The sequence below is a fragment of the Myxococcus sp. MxC21-1 genome, assembly GCF_032612255.1.
Lineage (GTDB): Bacteria > Myxococcota > Myxococcia > Myxococcales > Myxococcaceae > Myxococcus > Myxococcus virescens.
Map to the genome: position 1 here is coordinate 2,853,440 of NZ_CP123278.1, position 17,158 is coordinate 2,870,597.

Here is a 17,158-nt window from a genome sequence, read left to right on the forward strand (position 1 = left end):
CCCTCAGTCCCGCTGCTCACCGCGGGGCAGGGGCAGGCCGCGCCGCTCCAGCTCCGCGCGCAGCTCCGGGGGCAGGGGGCTGTGGACCGTCATGTTTCGCCGCGTCCGCGGGTGCGTCAGGCCCAGGGAGCGGGCGTGCAGGAAGAAGCGGCCCAGCTCCGGGGCCTCGCGTCCGCCGTAGAGGCTGTCGCCGACGATGGGGGCGCCAATGCCCGCGAGGTGCGCGCGCACCGGTGCAGCACGCCGGTGAGAATCTTCACCTCCACCACGCTGAACTCACCCGAGCGCGACAGCACGGTGAACTTCGACACCGCCTCCCGGGCGTCCTCGGCCCCGTAGGGCGCGGGCTCCACGCGGTCCGGATGCCGGGGGTGGTGACGCAGGGGCAGGTCGATGTCGCCCTCGTCCGTCAGTGGCCCTGTCACCAGCGCCGGTAGCGCTTGTCCACGGCGCGGCTGCCAAAGGCCTCACGCACGGCGTTCCACGCGTCCCGCGTCCGCGCGGCCACGACGACGCCGGAGGTCTCCACGTCCAGGCGGTGGCACAGGCCGCCCTCGCGCGCGTCCAGCGAGGCCTGAGCGCATTCGGGATAGCGGGCCACCAACGCGTTGGCCACCGTGCCCGTCTCTCCGGACTGCAGGGGGTGGGACGGCCGGCCCGCGGGCTTGTCCACGAACACCAGCGAGTCGTCCTCGTGCAGCACGGTGAGCGGGAAGTCCGCGTCGGGCACGGCCTCGCGGGACTCTTCTTCCACCTCGACGGCGATGTGCTGCCCGGCGGTGAGCGTGAGGCCCTTCTTCGCGGGGCGGCCATTCACCTTCACCGCGCCCGCCTCGAAGAGGCGCTTGAGGCGCGCGCGAGACAAGCCCAGCGCTTCACCAATGAAGAGGTCCACCCGCTGACCCGCCTTGTCGGCGTCCACGGTGAGGGTGTGCAGCTTGGAGGGATTCACTCGGACAGGGCCTCGTAGACTTCCTCGGCCGTCTGGAACCGGTCGTCCGGCTCCTTGCGGATGAGGCGGTGGGCGACGCGCGCGAGCTGCGGGTCCCCGTGAAGGTTCAGCGCCAGCACGGGGGGCGGCTCCGTCTCCAGCACCTGGCGCCAGAGCTCGTGCGGCGTCTTCGCGTCGAAGGGAGGCCGCCCGCTGAGCAGCTCATAGAGGATGACCCCCAGGCTGTACAGGTCGGAGCGTCCATCCAGGGGCTCGCCCAGAATCTGCTCCGGCGCCATGTACCGGTAGGTGCCCACCAGCTTGCCGGCCTCGGTGATGGCCGCGTCGTCCGCCAGGAACTTGGCGAGCCCGAAGTCCATCAGCCGCACCTGCCGGTCGTCGTCCACCATGATGTTGGACGGCTTGAGGTCGCGGTGAACCAGGCCGTGGCCGTGGATGTAGGCCAGGGCCTCGCAAATCTGGAGCATGGCGTCCTTGAGACGTCCCATGCGTTCGGGCCGGTTGAGGTCCTCTTCGCGGACCACGCGCCCCGGCTCCTCCTCGGGCTCCGCGGGGCGCGGCATGGGGGGCGGCAGGTCGAAGCCCTCCAGCGAATCATCCGAGCCGATACCCACGTGCGGGCTGCCACTGGAGGCGAAGCTCTCCAGGTCCTCGCTGGGGGCCTCCTCCGCGAAGGCCTCCAGGCCGAAGGTGCCGTCAAACGGGCTGTCCTCCGAGTCATCCATCGAATCGGAGAAGCTCCGGCTCAAGGGGCCGAAGTCGTCGTCCGCGGTCCGGAGGACGGACAAGGGGCTGCGCGGCGTGTGGCTGCCCGGAGGGGCTTGCCGGTCGCCGCTGCTCAGGTCGAGGTAGTGGCGGAGGGTGAGGCCCTCGATGAGCTCCATGGCCAGGTACGGCACGCCCTGGTGCACGCCGGACTCGAACACCTTCACGACGTTGGGGTGAGACAGGTCTACGAGTGTGTCGAACTCGCGGGCGAGTCTGCGCGCGGCACGAGCATCCCGCGCGGGGCCGGCTGAAAGCAGCTTCAGCGCGACCTCGTCGGTGGTGCGGCGGTCCAGGGCCCGATAAACGGTTCCTGCCCCGCCACTGCCAAGCGTCTCCAGAACGCGGTAGGGACCGATGACCTTCGGGGGCATGGGGTGCCGAAATCCTACGGACCACGTCACGTCAGGGTCAACGTTGGCATCGCCTGATTGCTCGGCGCACGGCAGAACTGGCGGCAAGTGGTTTTACTTTTCCGACAAACCTGAGAGAACCCGAGTCAATGCAAATCGGGAAGTACCAGCTGGTGCGAAAGCTTGCGTCAGGCGGCATGGCGGAGGTCTTCCTGGCGAAGGCCGCGGGGCCACGCGGCTTCGAGAAGACGCTTGTGCTCAAGCGCATCCTTCCGCACCTGGCGGAGGACGCGGCCTTCGTCGAGATGTTCCTGGGCGAGGCGCGGCTGGCGGCGCAGCTCGAGCACCCGAACATCGTGCAGATTTTCGACTTCGGTGAGGCCGAGGGCAGCTTCTTCCTGGCCATGGAGTTCATCGACGGCCCGAACCTGCGCAAGCTGGTGAAGCGGGCCGCGGAGGAAGCGCTGCCCCCCGCCTTCTGCGCGAAGGTGGTGGCGGCCGCGGCGGAGGGGCTGGCGTACGCGCACGAGTTCTGTGACGTGGAGACGGGCGAGCCGCTGGGCTTGATTCACCGCGACGTGAGCCCGGACAACATCCTGGTGTCGCGGCAGGGCGCGGTGAAGGTGGTGGACTTCGGCATCGCGAAGGTGGCGGGGCAGGGGCACCGGACGCTCACGGGCGTGGTGAAGGGCAAGGTGGCGTACATGCCGCCCGAGCAGCTCCAGGCGAAGGCCATGGACCGGCGGGTGGATGTCTACGCGCTGGGGGTGGTGCTGTACGAACTGCTCACGGGGAAGCGGCCGTTCGATGCGACGACGGACGTGAGCGTGATGCAGGCGATTCTGTTCGAGCCGTTCATTCCCGTGGTGCAACGGCGGCCGGACGTGCCCGTGGCGTTGCAGCAGGTGCTCGACAAGGCGCTGGCGAAGGACCGGGACCGGCGGTACGCGGACTGCCGGGCGTTGCAGGACGACCTGGAGCGGTTCGTGTTGTCGACGGGCGAGCCGGTGGGCGCGTATCAGATTGCCCAGCGCATCGCGCAGTGGGTGCCGGAGGTGGCCGCGGCTCCGGCGATGACGCCATCGAAGGGAGGCAGCAAGGGCGCGGTGGCGTCGCAGGCGAAGTCGGATGCCCGGAGCGCGTCCATGGTGTCGCCGCCGGTGGATTCGACCTCGCCGACGACGCCGATGCCCCGGTCGCTCGTTGCGCCCGTGGAGGTGCCGGCGGATTCGACGTCGCCGACGACGCCCATGCCGATTGCCATCGGTGGCGTGGTGCAGGCGTTGGAGCCGCGCGCCTCCCCGCAGCAGGACACGCTTCAGTCGTACCCGGTGGTCGTGAAGACGCCCGCGCTTCGGGCGGATGCGTCAGCGCGTGGAACGTCTCGGCCAAGAGCGCAGTCCCGGGCCTCGGGGGCGAAGGTACAGGTGCCGCATGCGCGTGACGAAGACGCGGTGGCGATGGCGGCTGCTTCGTCGCCGCCGCCAGGAGAGGCTTCATCGGCGCCCACGACTCCCGAGGACGCGGACGACGCCGTGCATACGCGGAGCACGGAGTACGCCGCGACGGTGCCGTCAGGGCGGCCAGGAGGGCGGGTTGCCGTCATCGTCGGGGCCGTAGTGGCGCTGTTGGTGGGCGGCGCTGTCACCGTGATGCGCGGCGGTGATTCAGAGGTCTCGCCGGTTCGTGTGAATCCACCGCCGCTCACGCAGTTGCCGAGCGAGCCTGTTGCTCCGAGCCAAGGCGGCAGGAATGTGCCGCAGGCGAAACCAGCCGTGGACGTGAAGGCGAGCGCTCAGGATTCGAGTGACAGGGCACAGGCGGAACCGCAGGTTTCGGCGGACGTCCCCGTGGCGCCGCAGGAACCGCGCGTCGAACGGGATGCCACTACGCCCGAAGCAGGGCTTCCCACTGTGAAGGATGCTCCGCCTGAGAACGGCGGAGTGGCTTCGAAGGAGGGGAGCGCTGTCGTGGCGAAGCGTGAGCCCGCGAAGGCGTCTGGGGAGCCAGTGCCGAATCCATCGCGGGCTCGTGAAAGGGCGCCGACTCAGAAGGTGGCGCCTGTCGCAAAGGGGCGCCTGGAGTTCCGCATCCGTCCGTATGCCGTGGTGTCGTTGGACGGGAAGGTCCTGGGGCAGACGCCGTTCGCCGCGGTTGAGGTGTCGGAGGGGCGACACACCGTCCGGCTCGTCAACAAGGAACTGGGTAAGGACGTGACCCGGACCGTTGATGTGAAGGCGGGCCAGCCCAATGTGTTCAAGCTCAATCTCGAAGCGGAGTGAGCCGCGCCCGCACCGAGGCCACCTGATGTGTGGCCTCGGTGGTGAGGCTTGCTATTGAGGCCAGTGGAGAATCTGTCTGTTGTTTCCCGCGACCCAGAGGTCTGCGGGGCTCGTGCCTGCGATGTCGTTGAATCGGAGGCTCGTGTTCTCGAAGATGATTTGCCACTGCGTGCCGTCGTACCGGTAGATGCGACCGTTGTAGGCGGTGACGTAGACGGACTTTGCTCCGAATGCGACGACGGAGGTCAGTGTCTCGGTGTTCGTGTTGGGGAAGGGCATCCTGCTCCACGTGCTGCCGTCCCAGCGGAGGACGGAGTTCTGGCCGCTCAAATACTCGCCCACGGCGAATGCGACCCGGTCGGTTACTACCCAGACGCCGCGAAGTCGGCCCAAGCCTGAGATCGCGGTCTCCACCTGCTCCGACTGCCACTGACTGGTGTTGGTGTTGAAACGGTAGATTCGAGGTCTGCTGGACCCGCCATCGAATCCGCCGACCGCGAACAGCAATGACCGGGAACGCCCGTGGAGGTCGAAGAGCGGCCCGACAGTGGTGGTTCCGAAGTTCAGCTCATTCGGCCCGGCCTCTCCGGTCCACGTGAAAGTCAGGCCTTGGTTTGCTGAGCCGGAGTTCTCAGTGACCCCATGAATCTCAAGGGTCCCTTCGCGGCGGAACCCGACGAGCCCTCGGATCCATCGGGCCATGTCATGCGTCTGGGTGCAGGCATTCTGACTCCTGTCCAGGAAGGTGAGGCTTCCTCCCGACGAGCCGAGGTAGAGGCGGCCCTGGTTGGCCATGTCCGTCCAGACGGCGTGCCAGCTCCTGCTGCTGTCGCCGCAATTGGTCGCGTTGGTCTGGAACGTGGATGAGGGCGGCGTGAGTATCGCGGTCCCTCCTTGACTGCCCACGACAGTCACATCGCCGGGGACCTCGGTGAAGATGGAGCGCCACTCCTGATCGGTTGCACCCACGGTCCGGGCTGCCCAACTGGCACCACCGCTCGGGCACACCTCGGGGCCTTCGGGATTCCCGTCACAGTTGTTGTCCAGGGCGTCGCACAGCTCCGGCGCGCCAGGGTAGGTGAACGGGTTGCCGTCGTTGCAGTCGCCACCAACCTCGACGTAGCCCGCGCCAGGCGAGACACAGGACGTCACGGCCGTGCCGTCACCAAAGTTGTCTCCGTCGCCGTCCAGGAACCAGTCAGTGGGCGTCGTCGTGGCCTGGCAGGTGGTGGCGATGCCGGAGGCGTCGCAGACGTAGACGCCGGCACACTGGGCCTCCGCGGTGCACGCCGTGCCGAGGTCGGTGAACGTCTCGTCAATCTGGTCGTTGCAGTTATCGTCGACGCCGTTGCAGATCTCCGTTGCGGCAGGCCCGATGCTGGCGTTGTTGTCGTTGCAGTCGTCCGCCGGGCTCACGACATAGCCCTGCGGGATACCGTCGCAGAAGGCGACGGGAGCGGCGTTCCGGTCGCCGTATCCGTCCTGGTCCACGTCGGGGTAGGCATACGCGGCCAGCGGCATGTTGCAGAGGACCTCGCCGTTCCCGCCGCACACACGGACGCCCTCACAGCCTGCGCCCTCCGTGCAGCTCTGGCCCAGGCGCAGTTCCACCGTGTCCGACTGTCCGTTGCAGTTGTCGTCGACGTCGTTGCAAAGCTCGGTTGCAGCCGGGTGGATGCTCGCGTTGTTGTCGTCGCAGTCCGTTCCGCCGGTGAGCACGGAGACGTACCCGTCGCCGTCCGCGTCCGTTGCTTGGAGCGACAGCGTCACTGTTTCGGTCTTCCCCGTTTTGGGGCTCACGCGTATCGAACGCGTCATCACGGGTGTCGCTTCGCAGTTCTGCTCAAATGCACGTGCCTCCACTTGGACGGAGTCGCCCCAGTTGCTCGGCGCAAATACACTGACGAGGAGGGACCCTCCTGAGCGGCCGCCCTTGCCGGCAATCTCGACGGAGGACGCTTTCCCACTGGCTTCGCCCCGGGCACTGACGAGCACGCAGCCAGGAAGGAACCCCGAGTAGTCGATCGACACTTTGAGGGCTCTGCACGTCGGCCTGTCACCCAGGAATGCGTCGACGGAGTCGCCCATGAGGTCGTTGATGTCACATGGGTGGAGTTCGTCGAGGCTGGGCACGGTGCAGGCCATGCCGCACAGGAGAACAAGGCACGCCAGAAAAATGCGGTTCATCGCGCCTCCCGCTGCGCCGTGGCTTCGTTACCCAGGAAGTGGGTGATGACCGCTCCCGCCGCCGCTGTCGCCGCGACACCGAACAAGATGTTGGCGCCGAGCGCCTTTCCGCGCGCCGCGTCCAGATGTCCCATCTGCTCATCGACACTGAAGGTGTCTCGCGCGCTCTGGATGTCGCTCCGGGAGCGCAGGCCGAGGTAGCTCCCGATGCCACCCGCGAGCACCCCTGCACCAAGCAAGGCCACGGGGAGGGGACGGATGCGGAGGCCCGCTGACTCATGTGCCATGAGTTCGGGCTCGGCGCTGGTGAGGAGTGAAGGGGTTGGCGCAGCAGGTGATGGTGTCGCGACGGCCGACGCGGTTCCCTCGGGTTCGAGGACGGGGCGGTCCTGCGATGGGGCGGGCGGTGGCTCGACGGGGGCCGAAGCCACGCGTTCGCTCTGGAGCTTCTTGCGTACGTCGTCGAAGTCCCGAGCCACCTTGGGAGAGACCCTGACGGGGAGCTGGGAGTCTGGTTGAAGTGACAGGGCTTCGCGGAATGCGCGGAGGGCCTGTGAGCGTCTCCCGAGATCGGCGAGGACAATGGCCTCATACATCGCGGCCTCTGCCCGTTCGTCGTCCGTTGTGGCCAGTGCCTTGGCCTGGGTGAGCGTCTTCAGCGCCTGCTCGTACTCAAGTTCCTCATAGAGCTGCGCTGCCGCCTTCAACCGTGCGCGAAACGAGGAGTCGCGCGAACTGGCTTGCGCGGCCTTGGCCGTCACGGTTTGCCCGAAAGCCAGTCCAGGTAGCAACAGCGTGAAGCTCAGCACCCATACCTGGAGCGGTGCTTTCTTGAGAATGGAGCTTTCCATGAATGGCAAAGCTACCACGCTCGTACTTTTGTCTAAGAAAGGGTGTGCGAATTGCTGTGCCCGCGTAGTCCCCGCGAGGCTTGCCCAACAGCGCAAGCTTCGCCTGGTCGTGCGTCAAGGCGTGGAACTTCGATGCGTGTCGAGGATGCCCGTCGCCAGTTTCAGGAGCTTCGTTCGCAGTGATTCCGGCGCGAGCACCTCGAAGCCCGAGCCGACGTCGCAGAGCTGGCTGAAGGCAATCGGTTCGCGCTCGAAGTCCACGACCACTGTCTTGCGTCCATCCGCTGCGAGCGGCGCGGCATCCAGCCGTGCACCCTCCGCTCGCGGCCGAATCTTCCGCAGCGCCTCCAGCGCCTCCGACGTCAATCGCAGCGTGACTTCGTACTGCGCGCGCTTCTCCGCGAAGCGTGAGCACCACGCCTTCCAGAACGCGGGCAGGTCGAAGCGCGCCGGCCGGATGAAGGTCTCCGGGCGTATCCGTGCACCGTCCACGCGCGAGCCTCGATACACACGCGGTTCATCCTCGCCCGTGCTCGCGACGAGGTACCAACGGTCCGCCTTGATGACGAGCGCGTACGGGTCCACCACCTTGCGGCTCGGCTTGCCTTCGAAGTCCCGGTACGTCAGGGACACGCGGCGGTCCTGCCAGACAGCGTCGCGCAGCGTCGCCAGATGAGGCACGGCCTCGCGTTCTGGAAACCACGAGGACGCATCCACGTGAAGTCGCTGGCGTGCGTACTCCAGCGCGGGTTGCTGGAGTGCGGGCAGGGAGGCAGCCATCTTCACCAGGCCCGAACGCAGCGCCGACGTCAGGCCCAGGTCATCCAGGGCCCCCGGTGCCGCCACGGCCGCCAGTGCATGCAGCTCCGCCCGGGTGAAGCCCGTGAGTTGGGTACGCCAGCCTTCCATTAACGCCACGCCGCCCGCGGCGCCTCGGGTGGCGTACACGGGCACGCCCGCGCCGGAGAGCGCGTCGAGGTCCCGGTGGATGGTCCGTTCGGAGACCTCGAGCTCCCTTGCCAGCTCGCCCGCCGTCATCTTCGGGCGTGTCTGGAGGAGCAGCGTCAAACTGACGAGTCGGTCGGCGCGCATGGGCAGGTTCCAAAGCGAAGTCTAGGCGGGGAATCATGACAGGGGATGTCAGGATTCCCTGCCTAGGGTGCGAACACGAACCCACTGCGGTCCACGGTCGCCCGTGGGCTTGGAGGAGTGCCCGCCATGAAGCCACTCGAAGGACGTGTCGCCCTGGTCGCTGGAGCCACCCGAGGCGCGGGGCGCGGCATCGCCACCATGTTGGGAGAAGCCGGCGCCACCGTGTACTGCACCGGGCGCAGCGTGCGCGGACGGCCCGCGACGGGCTCGCGTCGGGAGACCATCGAGGAGACCGCCGAAATTGTCGACGCCAAGGGCGGCCAGGGCATCGCCGTCCGCGTGGACCACTCCGTCGAATCGGAGGTCGAAGCCCTGTGCGCGCGCATCCAGCGGGAGCAGGGGCGGCTCGACATCCTGGTGAACGACATCTGGGGCGGCGACGGACTCACCGAGTTCGGCCCGGCGTTCTGGAAACAGTCCGCCGCGAAGGGGCAGCAGATGTTCGAACGGGCCGTCTTCACGCATCTACTCACCAGCCTCCACGCCGTGCCGCTCATGCTGGGCGGTGAGCGGGGGCTCATCGTCGAAATCACGGATGGGGACTCGTTCGGCTACCGCGGCAACGTCTGGTACGACCTGGTGAAGATGTCCGTCATCCGGCTCGCCTTCGGGATGTCCCGGGAGCTGCGCCGCACGAAGGTCACCGCGCTGGCGCTGACGCCCGGCTTCCTCCGCTCCGAGGAGATGCTGGAGAACTTCGGCGTCACGGAAGCGAACTGGCGCGATGGCGCGGCGAAGGACCCGCACTTCATCGCCTCGGAGAGTCCCTGCTTCGTGGGCCGGGCGGTGGCGGCGCTCGCGGCGGATCCGAACGTGGGCGCCAAGGCCGGCCGTGTCTTCAGCTCCTGGGCCCTGGCCCGGGAGTACGGCTTCACGGACGCCGACGGCTCCCAGCCGCATTGGGGCGACTACTTCGCGCGCGCCTTCGGCAGGCCGTACCAGGTCGCGGACGAGGACGCCTACACGTCCTGGCGCGACGGCCCCATGGAGATTGCCAGCCCGGATTGGCCATGGGGCTGAGAGGCCACCAAGTGAATGGCTGCCTACCTGTGCCTACATGGCGCCTGCACTCTGGTGGGGAGCGGCCACCCACCGCCACCGGGCGACCAGTCAGGGGCCGACCGTGACGGTTGGGGCACGCGCCCGTGGACGGCGCGCGGCGGCATCGCTAGGGTGCGCGGCTTCATGGAACGCCCTTCAGTGATTTCCACCCTGGAACAAGCCGTCAAGGCCCGGCCGATGCCGCGCCACGTGGGCATCATCATGGACGGCAACGGGCGATGGGCGGAGTCCCGAGGGCTGCCCCGGCTGGAGGGGCACCGGGAGGCGACGTCGAGTGTGCGCGAAGTGACGCGCACCGCGCGCCGCCTGGGCATCCAGGCGCTGACGCTCTACGCGTTCTCGTCGCAGAACTGGGCGCGTCCGGCGGAAGAGGTCGCCGGATTGATGGACCTGCTCCGGGAGTATCTGGAGCGCGAGCGCTCCGAAATCCTGGACAACGGCATTCGCCTCAACGCCATTGGAGACGTGGACCGGCTGCCGCGCTACGTGCGTGATCCGCTGGACCGGCTCCGGGCCGACTCCGCGCACAACACCGGCATGGTGCTGTCGCTGGCGTTGTCCTACGGCGGGCGTGAGGAAATCCTCCACGCGGCGCGGCGGCTGGCCGAGGCCGTGGAGCGTGGGGAGCTGGCGGCGGGACGGTTGGAGGAGAGCGACTTCGAGCAGTTCCTCTGGACGCAGGGACTGCCCCCGTTGGACCTGATGGTGAGGACCAGTGGGGAGCTGCGCGTGTCCAACTTCCTGCTCTGGCAGATGGCGTACGCGGAGATGTGCTTCACCGACGCCTTGTGGCCGGACTTCCGTACTGACGAGTTCCTCCGCTGCGTGTCGCAGTACCAGCAGCGTGAGCGCCGCTTCGGCCTCACGTCCGCACAGGTGCAGCGGGAGGACGCTCCTCAGCAGGCCAAGGCGTGAACGACAAGAACCGAAACCTCGTCATCCGCGTCGTCTCCGCGGTGACACTGCTGCCGCTGGTCCTCCTGCTGCTGTTCCTCGGTGGTTACTGGAGCGCGGCCCTGCTGGGCGCCGCCGCCGCCGCGTGCGTGGGTGAGTACTACCTCATCGTCCAGAAGCGCCTGACGGTGGCCTCCTGGGTCGGAATGGCCTTCGCCGCGGTGCTGCCCTTCCTGCCCATGCGGGACGCGGCGCGCACGGGCGAGACGGCCTTCTGGCTCACCATCGTCTTCGCGTTCTTCGCGTGGATCTACCACCTCTTCAAGGGGCCGCTGGCGGAGGCGCCCACCCGCACGGCGCACCTGGTCAACGGCTTCCTCTACGGCGCGGTGGGCCTCACGGCCATGTCCGCGCTGCGCCTGTTGCCCGACCACGGCCTGGCCTGGGTCATCTGCGCGCTGGTCATCACCTGGGCCAATGACACCGCCGCCTACTTCTTCGGGCGGTTCCTGGGGAAGCACAAGCTCTACCCGGAGGTGAGCCCCAACAAGACGTGGGAGGGCTTCTTCGGGGGCATGCTGGGCTCGGTGGGCGGTATGTTCATTGCCCGGCAGTTCTTCTTCCCCGTGTTCACGGTGTGGGACTGCGTGCTGCTGGGCATCGCCGGCGGCATCCTGGGGCCGGTGGGCGACCTGTGTGAGTCCATGCTGAAGCGGGCCTACGGGGTGAAGGACTCGGGCGTCCTCATCCCCGGGCACGGTGGCGTGTTGGATCGCATCGACGCGCTCCTGTTCAACGCGCCCCTGGTGTTCGTCTACGTGCAGTTCGTCCGGGGCCTGCTGCCCTAGGACCGCCCCTTCCGGCTGCCCGTCTGCTCGGCGGGCCCGGTTGCGCGTTGTCCACCTGGGCGCCCACGATTACTGTTGCGCCCATGCTCCAAAACATCGGGTTCTTCGTCATTCTGCTCGGCGTGCTCGTCACGGTGCACGAGCTTGGCCACTTCCTGGTGGCGAAGGCCTGTGGTGTGAAGGTCCTGAAGTTCTCCATCGGCTTCGGACCCAAGTTGATCGGCTTCACCAAGGGCGAGACGGAGTACCAGATTGCCCTGCTGCCGCTGGGCGGCTACGTGAAGATGGCGGGGGACATGCCCCACGAGGAGCTCAGCCCGGAGGAGGCCAGCCGGGGCTTCCTGGCGCAGCCCCCATGGAAGCGCGGTCTCATCGTCCTGGCGGGGCCGGCCTTCAACCTCATCTTCCCCATCCTCGTCTATTTCTTCGTCTTCCTGGGCCCGCACCAGGCCACCTCCACCTACGTGGGAACGGTGAGCGAGGGCATGCCCGCGCAGGCCGCCGGCATCCGCCCTGGAGACCGCATCCTGTCCGTGGATGGCGAGCCAGTGCGCACGTTCAACGACATGCGGGAGGCGTTCGTCGGCCGCTTCGAGCGGCCCGTCCCCATCGTCCTGGAGCGCAACGGCCAGAAGCTGACGCTGGATGTGACGCCCACGAAGAACGTGGAGACGTCCCCCATCGACACGGTGGAGCGCGGCTCCATTGGCGTGGAGGCCGTGTCGAAGCCGCCCATCGTCGGCGTGCCGCCGGGCTCGGTGGCGGAGAAGGCCGGACTGCGGACCTTCGACCGCATCCTGGCCGTCAACGGCGTGAGCGTGGAGACGGAAGCGCGCTTCCAGCAGGAGCTGGACAAGCACGCGGAGGGCACGCCCCTGGAGCTCACCCTCCGGCGCATGGACTCCGTGGCGGCGGGCGTCGTGACGGGGCGGGTGCCCTCCGTGCTGAAGCTCACCGTGCCGAAGCAGCCGGGTGTGGGGCTGGCGACGGTGGGCGCGGAGACGTCCGACCTGTACCGGCCACCGTGGCGCCGGGGAGCGCGGCCGAGAAGGGCGGCCTGCGGCCCGGAGACCGCATCATCGCGCTGGATGGCGAGAAGCCGGAGTCCTTCGTCAAGTTCTCCTCGAAGCTGAACGCCCTGAAGGAACGTTCCTTCCAGCTGACTTGGCGGGGCGCGGACGGCGAGCGCACGGAGACGCTGGCGCAGGCGCCGCTGAAGACGGAGGACGAGATGGGCACGGCGAGCTCGCCCATCGTCCTGGGCGTGCGCAACTGGGTGCTCTCCGCGGCGGACATGCCGGTGCTGGATGAGGTGACGGTGCATCTGGGGCCGGGCGCCGCGCTGAAGCAGGCCGCGCTCATCGTCCCGAAGATCGTCGGGCAGATGGTGCGGGTCCTCGGCGGGCTGCTGGTGGGCTCGGTGCCGATGAACACCGTAGGCGGCCCCATCATGATGTACCAGCTGGCGTCGAAGAGCGCCGAGCAGGGCCTGGACAGCTTCCTCCACCTGATGGCGCTCATCTCCATCAACCTGGGGGTGATGAACCTGTTGCCCATCCCCGTGCTGGACGGCTTCCACCTGCTTTCCGCCGCCTGGGAGGGAATTCGCCGCCGCCCCATCCCTGTTCGCGTCCGCGAGGTGGCCAACATGGTGGGGCTCGCGCTGCTCGTCCTGCTGATGCTGTTGGCCGTGACCAACGACATCACCCGCTAGAGGACGCATGCGAGGAATCGCCGTTGCCGGACTGCTCTGCTTGGGTTTCACCTCCGCGTGCGCCTCGCGCGCGGCCAGGCCCGACCCGGTGGAGGAACCCGTCCGCCCGTCGAAGTCGCCGAAGTCCCGCGGTGGTACGCCCGGCGTGGCGCGGCGCGAGCAGATGCCGCGCTCGTACCTGGGCGAAGGGTTGGCCTCGTTCTATGGCCCCGGCCTGCACGGGCGGCCCACCGCGAGCGGGGAGCGCTTCGACCAGGAGGCGATGACGGCCGCGCACCGCAAGCTGCGCTTCGGCTCGTGCCTGCGCGTGGTGAACATGGAGAACGGGCGCGCGGTGAAGGTGCGCGTGAATGACCGGGGGCCCTTCATCGACGGGCGCATCGTGGACCTGTCCAAGGGCGCCGCCCGGAAGCTGGGCATGCTGGACAAGGGCGTGGTGCGCGTCCGGCTGTACCGCTGCCAGGACCGGGTGTCGGAGATTCCGCAGGAAATGTGGGCCGCGCCGGTGTAGTGAGCCGTCCCATGTTTCTCTCGCTGGACACCTCGACGTTGACGTTGTCGCTGGCCCTGGTGGAGCGAGCGCCGGATGGCGCGCTGCGTACGCTGGAGCACGTGGTGGTGGGGCCGCCGCGGAAGCAGAGCGAGCTGCTGCCCGGCATCGTCGGGGAGCTGCTCGAACGCCATGGCGCCACGCTCCCCGCCCTGGAAGGGCTGGTGGTGGGCCTGGGGCCGGGCTCCTTCACGGGGCTGCGCATCGGCTTGGCGACGGTGAAGTCGCTGGCCTACGCGACGAAGCTGAAGGTGGCCGGGGCCTCGTCGCTGGCGGCGGTGGCGCTGGAGGGCCCCGAGGGCGTGCCGCTGTATTGCCGGCGGTGGCGCGCAAGGACGACCTGTACCTGGGGGCCTACGTCCGTCAGGGCGGGACGGTGGAGCCGCTGGAGCCGGAGACGGCCATGTCACCCGCGGAGGTTGCCGCGCGCATGGCCGCCGAGCCCCGGGCCGTGGCGCTGGGGCCCGCGCTGGTGGACTACCGCGCCGCCCTGGAGTCTCAGGGCGTGGCGCCTCACCGGCTGCTGGCGGCGCCGGCCTTCCCGTCGGCGGTGGCGCTGGCGCAACTGGCGCGCTTTCCGGAAGCGCAGTCGCTGGACGCGCTCTTTGCCATGGAGCCGCACTACGTGCGGGCCTCGGAGCCGGAGCGCAACCCGAAGTTCCCGCCCCTGCCCGGACCGGCGCCCACCGCACGGTTGAAGGAAGACTGAGCCGCCTCGTGGTGCTCGCGCTCCCGGCCTCCGGTGGCGTAAAGGACGCGCCATGAGAGACGACTTGACGATTGGCGTGGTGGGCGCGACGGGCGTGGTGGGCCGCGAGGTGCTCGCCGCGCTGTATGCGCAGGACGTGCCCGCTGAACAGGTGCGCGTCTTCGGCTCCGAGCGCTCCAAGGGCATGGAGGTGGAGTACGGCGAGGACTCGCTCGAGGTGGAGCACGCGACGCCGGACGCCTTCCGGGGCGTGAAGCTGGTGCTGCTGGCCACGCCCGCCGAGGCCTCTCGCACGCTGGCTCCGGCCGCGCAGGCCGCGGGCGCGTGGGTGGTGGACGTCAGCAGTGCCTTCCGAGGTGACGGCAACGTCCCCATGGTGCTGCCGGGCTTCAACACGGACGTGCTGGGCGCGGGCTTCACCTTCAAGGGCCGCATCGTGTGTCTGCCGGGGGCGGTGACGACCGCCGCGGTGCACGTGGTGGAGCCGCTGCGGAAGGCCTTCGGCGTGGCGCGCGCGCAGGTGACGGCGCTGATGGCGGCGTCCAGCGCGGGTGTGCGCGGTGTGGCGGAGCTGGAGAAGCAGACGGCGGACCTGCTGTCGGGCCGCGAGCCGGAGCCGCACGCCTTTCCCCATCGCGTGGGGTTCAACCTGGTGCCGCAGGTCGGCGGCTTCATGGTGAATTCACCCTGGACCGAGGAGGAGGGCGGCTGGACGCTGGAGGCGGCTCGGCTCTTCTCGTCCAAGGGGGATGTGCCCGTCATCGCCGGGACGGCGGTGCAGGTGCCTACCTTCTACGGCCATGGCCTCACCCTCAACGTGCAGCTCAAGAAGGCGGGCCCGGTGGAGCAGGTGCGCGCGGCCCTCAAGACGTCCGGGGCCTTGAAGGTGCTGGATGTGCCCGGTGAGCGTGTGTACCCCATGCCCATGCTCGTCACGTCCGACCCGGCGGTCCATGTGGGCCGGGTGCGCGCATTCCCCCAGGCGCCGGAGTGGGTGACGCTGTTCGCCTCGGTGGACAACGCCAGCCGGGGCGCCGCCCTCAACCTGGTGGAAGCCGGACTCCGCCTGGCCGAGCGCCCCGCCTGACAAATTGGCAAAGCCTCCGTGGCCGTCCTGCCTGTTTGGCGCGGCGGGACGGCCCTCCCGGAGTGATGCCCAGCGGACGGGAAGGCGTTTCATGTGGCCTCCCGCTTGCTAGCCTGGGCGTACCCATGCGCCTCACTCTCGTTGGCCTCTTGCTCTTCGCGTCGACTGCCCTGGGGCAGACCGTGACGTTTTCAGCCACGGGCGACATCATCCAGAACGATCAGATTGTCGTCTCCCAGGAGAACTGCGGCTTGGACCGCACGGTCAACTGGACGCGTGTCGCCGGCAATTGCGACGTGCTCCACCTCTGGCTCTCGAACGAATCGAGTTGCACGGGGGCGCCAGGGGCGGGCGACCTGTCTCTCGACGAGATCGCGGTATCGGATACCCGGCTGACGGGGACGGTGACCTTCAACGCGTCCGAGGCGCTGGTGGCGGACGGCGCCAAGTGCGAGTCACAAACGTCAACCAAGACGTTCCGGCTCTGCGCCACGACCAAGCGGCTGGGGGGGTTGGGCACTTGCGACGACTCGTTCGTTTCGGTTGGGACGCCCTCCATCAGCTTCATCTATGACCCGGAGCCCCCTGCGGTGCCGGAGACTCCGAGCGTCACGGGGCTGGACGCCGCGCTGAGTGTCTCTGTCAAGGTGCCGAGCGACGCGGTGTTCATGGAGGTGCAGGTCCTTCAGTCCGTTCCGGGCGAGGACGGTGGTGTGGGCGCGGGTGAAGTGATTTCGACGAAGCGGCAGGTTTCGTCGAACGCGGTCTTCCGCATGGATCAAGGGCTCGAGAACGGCGTCGAGTATGCCGTCCAGGCGATTGCCATCGACAGGGCGGGTAACCAAAGCGAACCTTCGCCCGCTGCGACAGGGACGCCCATTGCAAGCAACGGCTTCTACCAAGGGTACCTCGGAGCTGGCGGCGCGGAGACGGGTGGCTGCGCCGCGGCGGGTGGTGGCATCACGGGATGCGCGATGCTGGCGTCCCTCGGAGTCTGGCTGTCGTCGAGGAGGAAGCGGTCATGAGTCGGGCATCGGCCCTGGGAGTCGTGGCGCTGCTCGCCACGCTGCCTGCCTGGGGGCAGGACACGGTAGTGGTGGAGGAGGAAGTCTCGCTGCGCTCGCCACGTTCGGGCGGCATTCAATTCCGCTTGGGTGGCTACAAGCCCCTCATCGACGAAGAGCCCGGCCTCACGGGTACGCCGTACCAGGACTACTTTGGCGGCGAGTCGCTGCTGACGTTCGAGGTAGAGCTCCAGCGATACTTCTACCAGGGCGTGGGTACGGCGGGCGTGGGCTTCTCAGCGGGCTACGGCGAGAAGTATGGAACGGCGAAGCTGGCCTCCGGTGCGGACGCCGCGGAGCGTACGGCGCTGCGTCTGATTCCCCTGAGCCTCAACGCCTTCTACAAGTTCGACTACGCCGCCTTCGAATGGGGCATCCCGCTGGTGCCTTACGGCAAGCTGGGGCTCATCTACACGCCTTGGTGGATCCTCAAGGGCACGGGCACTGAGGCCGTGGGGGGCAACCGGGGCTCGGGCGGCAAGTGGGGCTGGGGCGCGACGGGTGGCGTGGCCTTCATGCTGGACGTCCTGGAGCCGCGCTTCGCGCGCGACTTCGACTCCGACCTGGGCGTCAACCACAGCTACATCTTCGCCGAGTACACCTATGCGGATGTGGACAACTTCGGCGGGCCGGGGCTGAACCTGTCGAACCGGCGCTGGATGTTCGGACTGGCGCTGGACTACTAAGC

The 17,158-nt window shown here is 68.3% G+C and carries 13 protein-coding genes and 2 pseudogenes; 10 read left to right on the forward strand and 5 right to left on the reverse strand.

All coding sequences use genetic code 11. The features are described from left to right. Window positions 1-3: 3 nt before the first annotated feature. Window positions 4-952 (reverse strand): annotated as a pseudogene (locus tag QEG98_RS13295) (RluA family pseudouridine synthase). Further along, entirely contained in the window at window positions 949-2,091 is a 1,143-nt protein-coding gene (locus tag QEG98_RS13300; protein WP_141589574.1) for a serine/threonine-protein kinase, read from the reverse strand. The pseudogene QEG98_RS13295 and the gene QEG98_RS13300 overlap by 4 nt, the downstream one beginning before the upstream one ends. 128 nt (window positions 2,092-2,219) lie before the next feature. Between QEG98_RS13300 and QEG98_RS13305 the strand changes: the two genes are divergently transcribed. Next, the gene (locus QEG98_RS13305) at window positions 2,220-4,352 is read left to right on the forward strand and encodes a protein kinase domain-containing protein (RefSeq protein WP_316566978.1); all 2,133 of its coding nucleotides are present in this window, start codon (window positions 2,220-2,222) and stop codon (window positions 4,350-4,352) included. Between the two features lie 51 nt (window positions 4,353-4,403). On the opposite strand, the gene QEG98_RS13310 is transcribed toward QEG98_RS13305, so the two are convergent. The 3 genes from QEG98_RS13310 to QEG98_RS13320 all read right to left on the reverse strand — a co-directional run bounded on the left by QEG98_RS13310 (window position 4,404) and on the right by QEG98_RS13320 (window position 8,482). Next, a complete protein-coding gene (locus QEG98_RS13310) occupies window positions 4,404-6,539 on the reverse strand; it encodes a putative metal-binding motif-containing protein (protein ID WP_316566979.1) in 2,136 nt (711 codons plus the stop codon). Further along, window positions 6,536-7,390, reverse strand: a complete 855-nt coding sequence (locus tag QEG98_RS13315; RefSeq protein ID WP_316566980.1) for a tetratricopeptide repeat protein — start codon at window positions 7,388-7,390, stop codon at window positions 6,536-6,538. The genes QEG98_RS13310 and QEG98_RS13315 overlap by 4 nt, the downstream gene beginning before the upstream one ends. A 114-nt stretch (window positions 7,391-7,504) precedes the next feature. After that, complete coding sequence (locus tag QEG98_RS13320) at window positions 7,505-8,482, reverse strand: helix-turn-helix transcriptional regulator (RefSeq protein ID WP_316566981.1); 978 nt, start codon at window positions 8,480-8,482, stop codon at window positions 7,505-7,507. A gap of 126 nt (window positions 8,483-8,608) precedes the next feature. Between QEG98_RS13320 and QEG98_RS13325 the strand changes: the two genes are divergently transcribed. The 9 genes and pseudogenes from QEG98_RS13325 to QEG98_RS13365 all read left to right on the forward strand — a co-directional run bounded on the left by QEG98_RS13325 (window position 8,609) and on the right by QEG98_RS13365 (window position 17,156). Then, window positions 8,609-9,562 (forward strand): SDR family oxidoreductase, encoded by a 954-nt coding sequence (locus QEG98_RS13325; RefSeq protein ID WP_316566982.1) that lies wholly within the window; start codon window positions 8,609-8,611, stop codon window positions 9,560-9,562. Window positions 9,563-9,727: 165 nt separating this feature from the next. Continuing rightward, window positions 9,728-10,519: an isoprenyl transferase gene (locus QEG98_RS13330; protein WP_011552625.1), complete on the forward strand. Its 792-nt coding sequence runs from the start codon at window positions 9,728-9,730 to the stop codon at window positions 10,517-10,519. Further along, entirely contained in the window at window positions 10,516-11,346 is an 831-nt protein-coding gene (locus QEG98_RS13335; protein ID WP_316566983.1) for a phosphatidate cytidylyltransferase, read from the forward strand. Before QEG98_RS13330 ends, QEG98_RS13335 begins: the two co-directional genes overlap by 4 nt. Window positions 11,347-11,429: 83 nt before the next feature. After that, window positions 11,430-13,060, forward strand: a pseudogene (rseP, locus tag QEG98_RS13340) (RIP metalloprotease RseP). A 7-nt stretch (window positions 13,061-13,067) separates the two neighbouring features. Beyond that, window positions 13,068-13,571 carry a septal ring lytic transglycosylase RlpA family protein gene (locus QEG98_RS13345; RefSeq protein WP_316566984.1) on the forward strand — a complete coding sequence of 168 codons (504 nt, stop codon included), beginning with the start codon at window positions 13,068-13,070 and terminating at the stop codon, window positions 13,569-13,571. Between the two features lie 11 nt (window positions 13,572-13,582). Beyond that, window positions 13,583-14,308 carry a tRNA (adenosine(37)-N6)-threonylcarbamoyltransferase complex dimerization subunit type 1 TsaB gene (tsaB, locus tag QEG98_RS13350; protein ID WP_410478009.1) on the forward strand — a complete coding sequence of 242 codons (726 nt, stop codon included), beginning with the start codon at window positions 13,583-13,585 and terminating at the stop codon, window positions 14,306-14,308. Between the two features lie 63 nt (window positions 14,309-14,371). After that, on the forward strand, window positions 14,372-15,406 hold the full coding sequence (locus QEG98_RS13355; RefSeq protein ID WP_316566985.1) for an aspartate-semialdehyde dehydrogenase: 1,035 nt from the start codon (window positions 14,372-14,374) through the stop codon (window positions 15,404-15,406). Window positions 15,407-15,531: 125 nt separating this feature from the next. Next, window positions 15,532-16,431, forward strand: coding sequence for an MXAN_2561 family MXYO-CTERM-anchored protein (locus QEG98_RS13360; protein ID WP_316566986.1), 900 nt, complete (start codon window positions 15,532-15,534; stop codon window positions 16,429-16,431). Continuing rightward, window positions 16,428-17,156 (forward strand): MXAN_2562 family outer membrane beta-barrel protein, encoded by a 729-nt coding sequence (locus QEG98_RS13365; protein WP_141589564.1) that lies wholly within the window; start codon window positions 16,428-16,430, stop codon window positions 17,154-17,156. The genes QEG98_RS13360 and QEG98_RS13365 overlap by 4 nt, the downstream gene beginning before the upstream one ends. The last annotated feature ends 2 nt before the right edge of the window (window positions 17,157-17,158 follow it).

Coding starts and splice junctions, on each gene's coding strand:
- QEG98_RS13300 (WP_141589574.1), bottom strand. CDS start 2,091: ATGCCCCCGAAGGTCATCGGTCCCTACCGCGTTCTGGAGACGCTTGGC.
- QEG98_RS13305 (WP_316566978.1), top strand. CDS start 2,220: ATGCAAATCGGGAAGTACCAGCTGGTGCGAAAGCTTGCGTCAGGCGGC.
- QEG98_RS13310 (WP_316566979.1), bottom strand. CDS start 6,539: ATGAACCGCATTTTTCTGGCGTGCCTTGTTCTCCTGTGCGGCATGGCC.
- QEG98_RS13315 (WP_316566980.1), bottom strand. CDS start 7,390: ATGGAAAGCTCCATTCTCAAGAAAGCACCGCTCCAGGTATGGGTGCTG.
- QEG98_RS13320 (WP_316566981.1), bottom strand. CDS start 8,482: ATGCGCGCCGACCGACTCGTCAGTTTGACGCTGCTCCTCCAGACACGC.
- QEG98_RS13325 (WP_316566982.1), top strand. CDS start 8,609: ATGAAGCCACTCGAAGGACGTGTCGCCCTGGTCGCTGGAGCCACCCGA.
- QEG98_RS13330 (WP_011552625.1), top strand. CDS start 9,728: ATGGAACGCCCTTCAGTGATTTCCACCCTGGAACAAGCCGTCAAGGCC.
- QEG98_RS13345 (WP_316566984.1), top strand. CDS start 13,068: ATGCGAGGAATCGCCGTTGCCGGACTGCTCTGCTTGGGTTTCACCTCC.
- tsaB (WP_410478009.1), top strand. CDS start 13,583: ATGTTTCTCTCGCTGGACACCTCGACGTTGACGTTGTCGCTGGCCCTG.
- QEG98_RS13355 (WP_316566985.1), top strand. CDS start 14,372: ATGAGAGACGACTTGACGATTGGCGTGGTGGGCGCGACGGGCGTGGTG.
- QEG98_RS13360 (WP_316566986.1), top strand. CDS start 15,532: ATGCGCCTCACTCTCGTTGGCCTCTTGCTCTTCGCGTCGACTGCCCTG.
- QEG98_RS13365 (WP_141589564.1), top strand. CDS start 16,428: ATGAGTCGGGCATCGGCCCTGGGAGTCGTGGCGCTGCTCGCCACGCTG.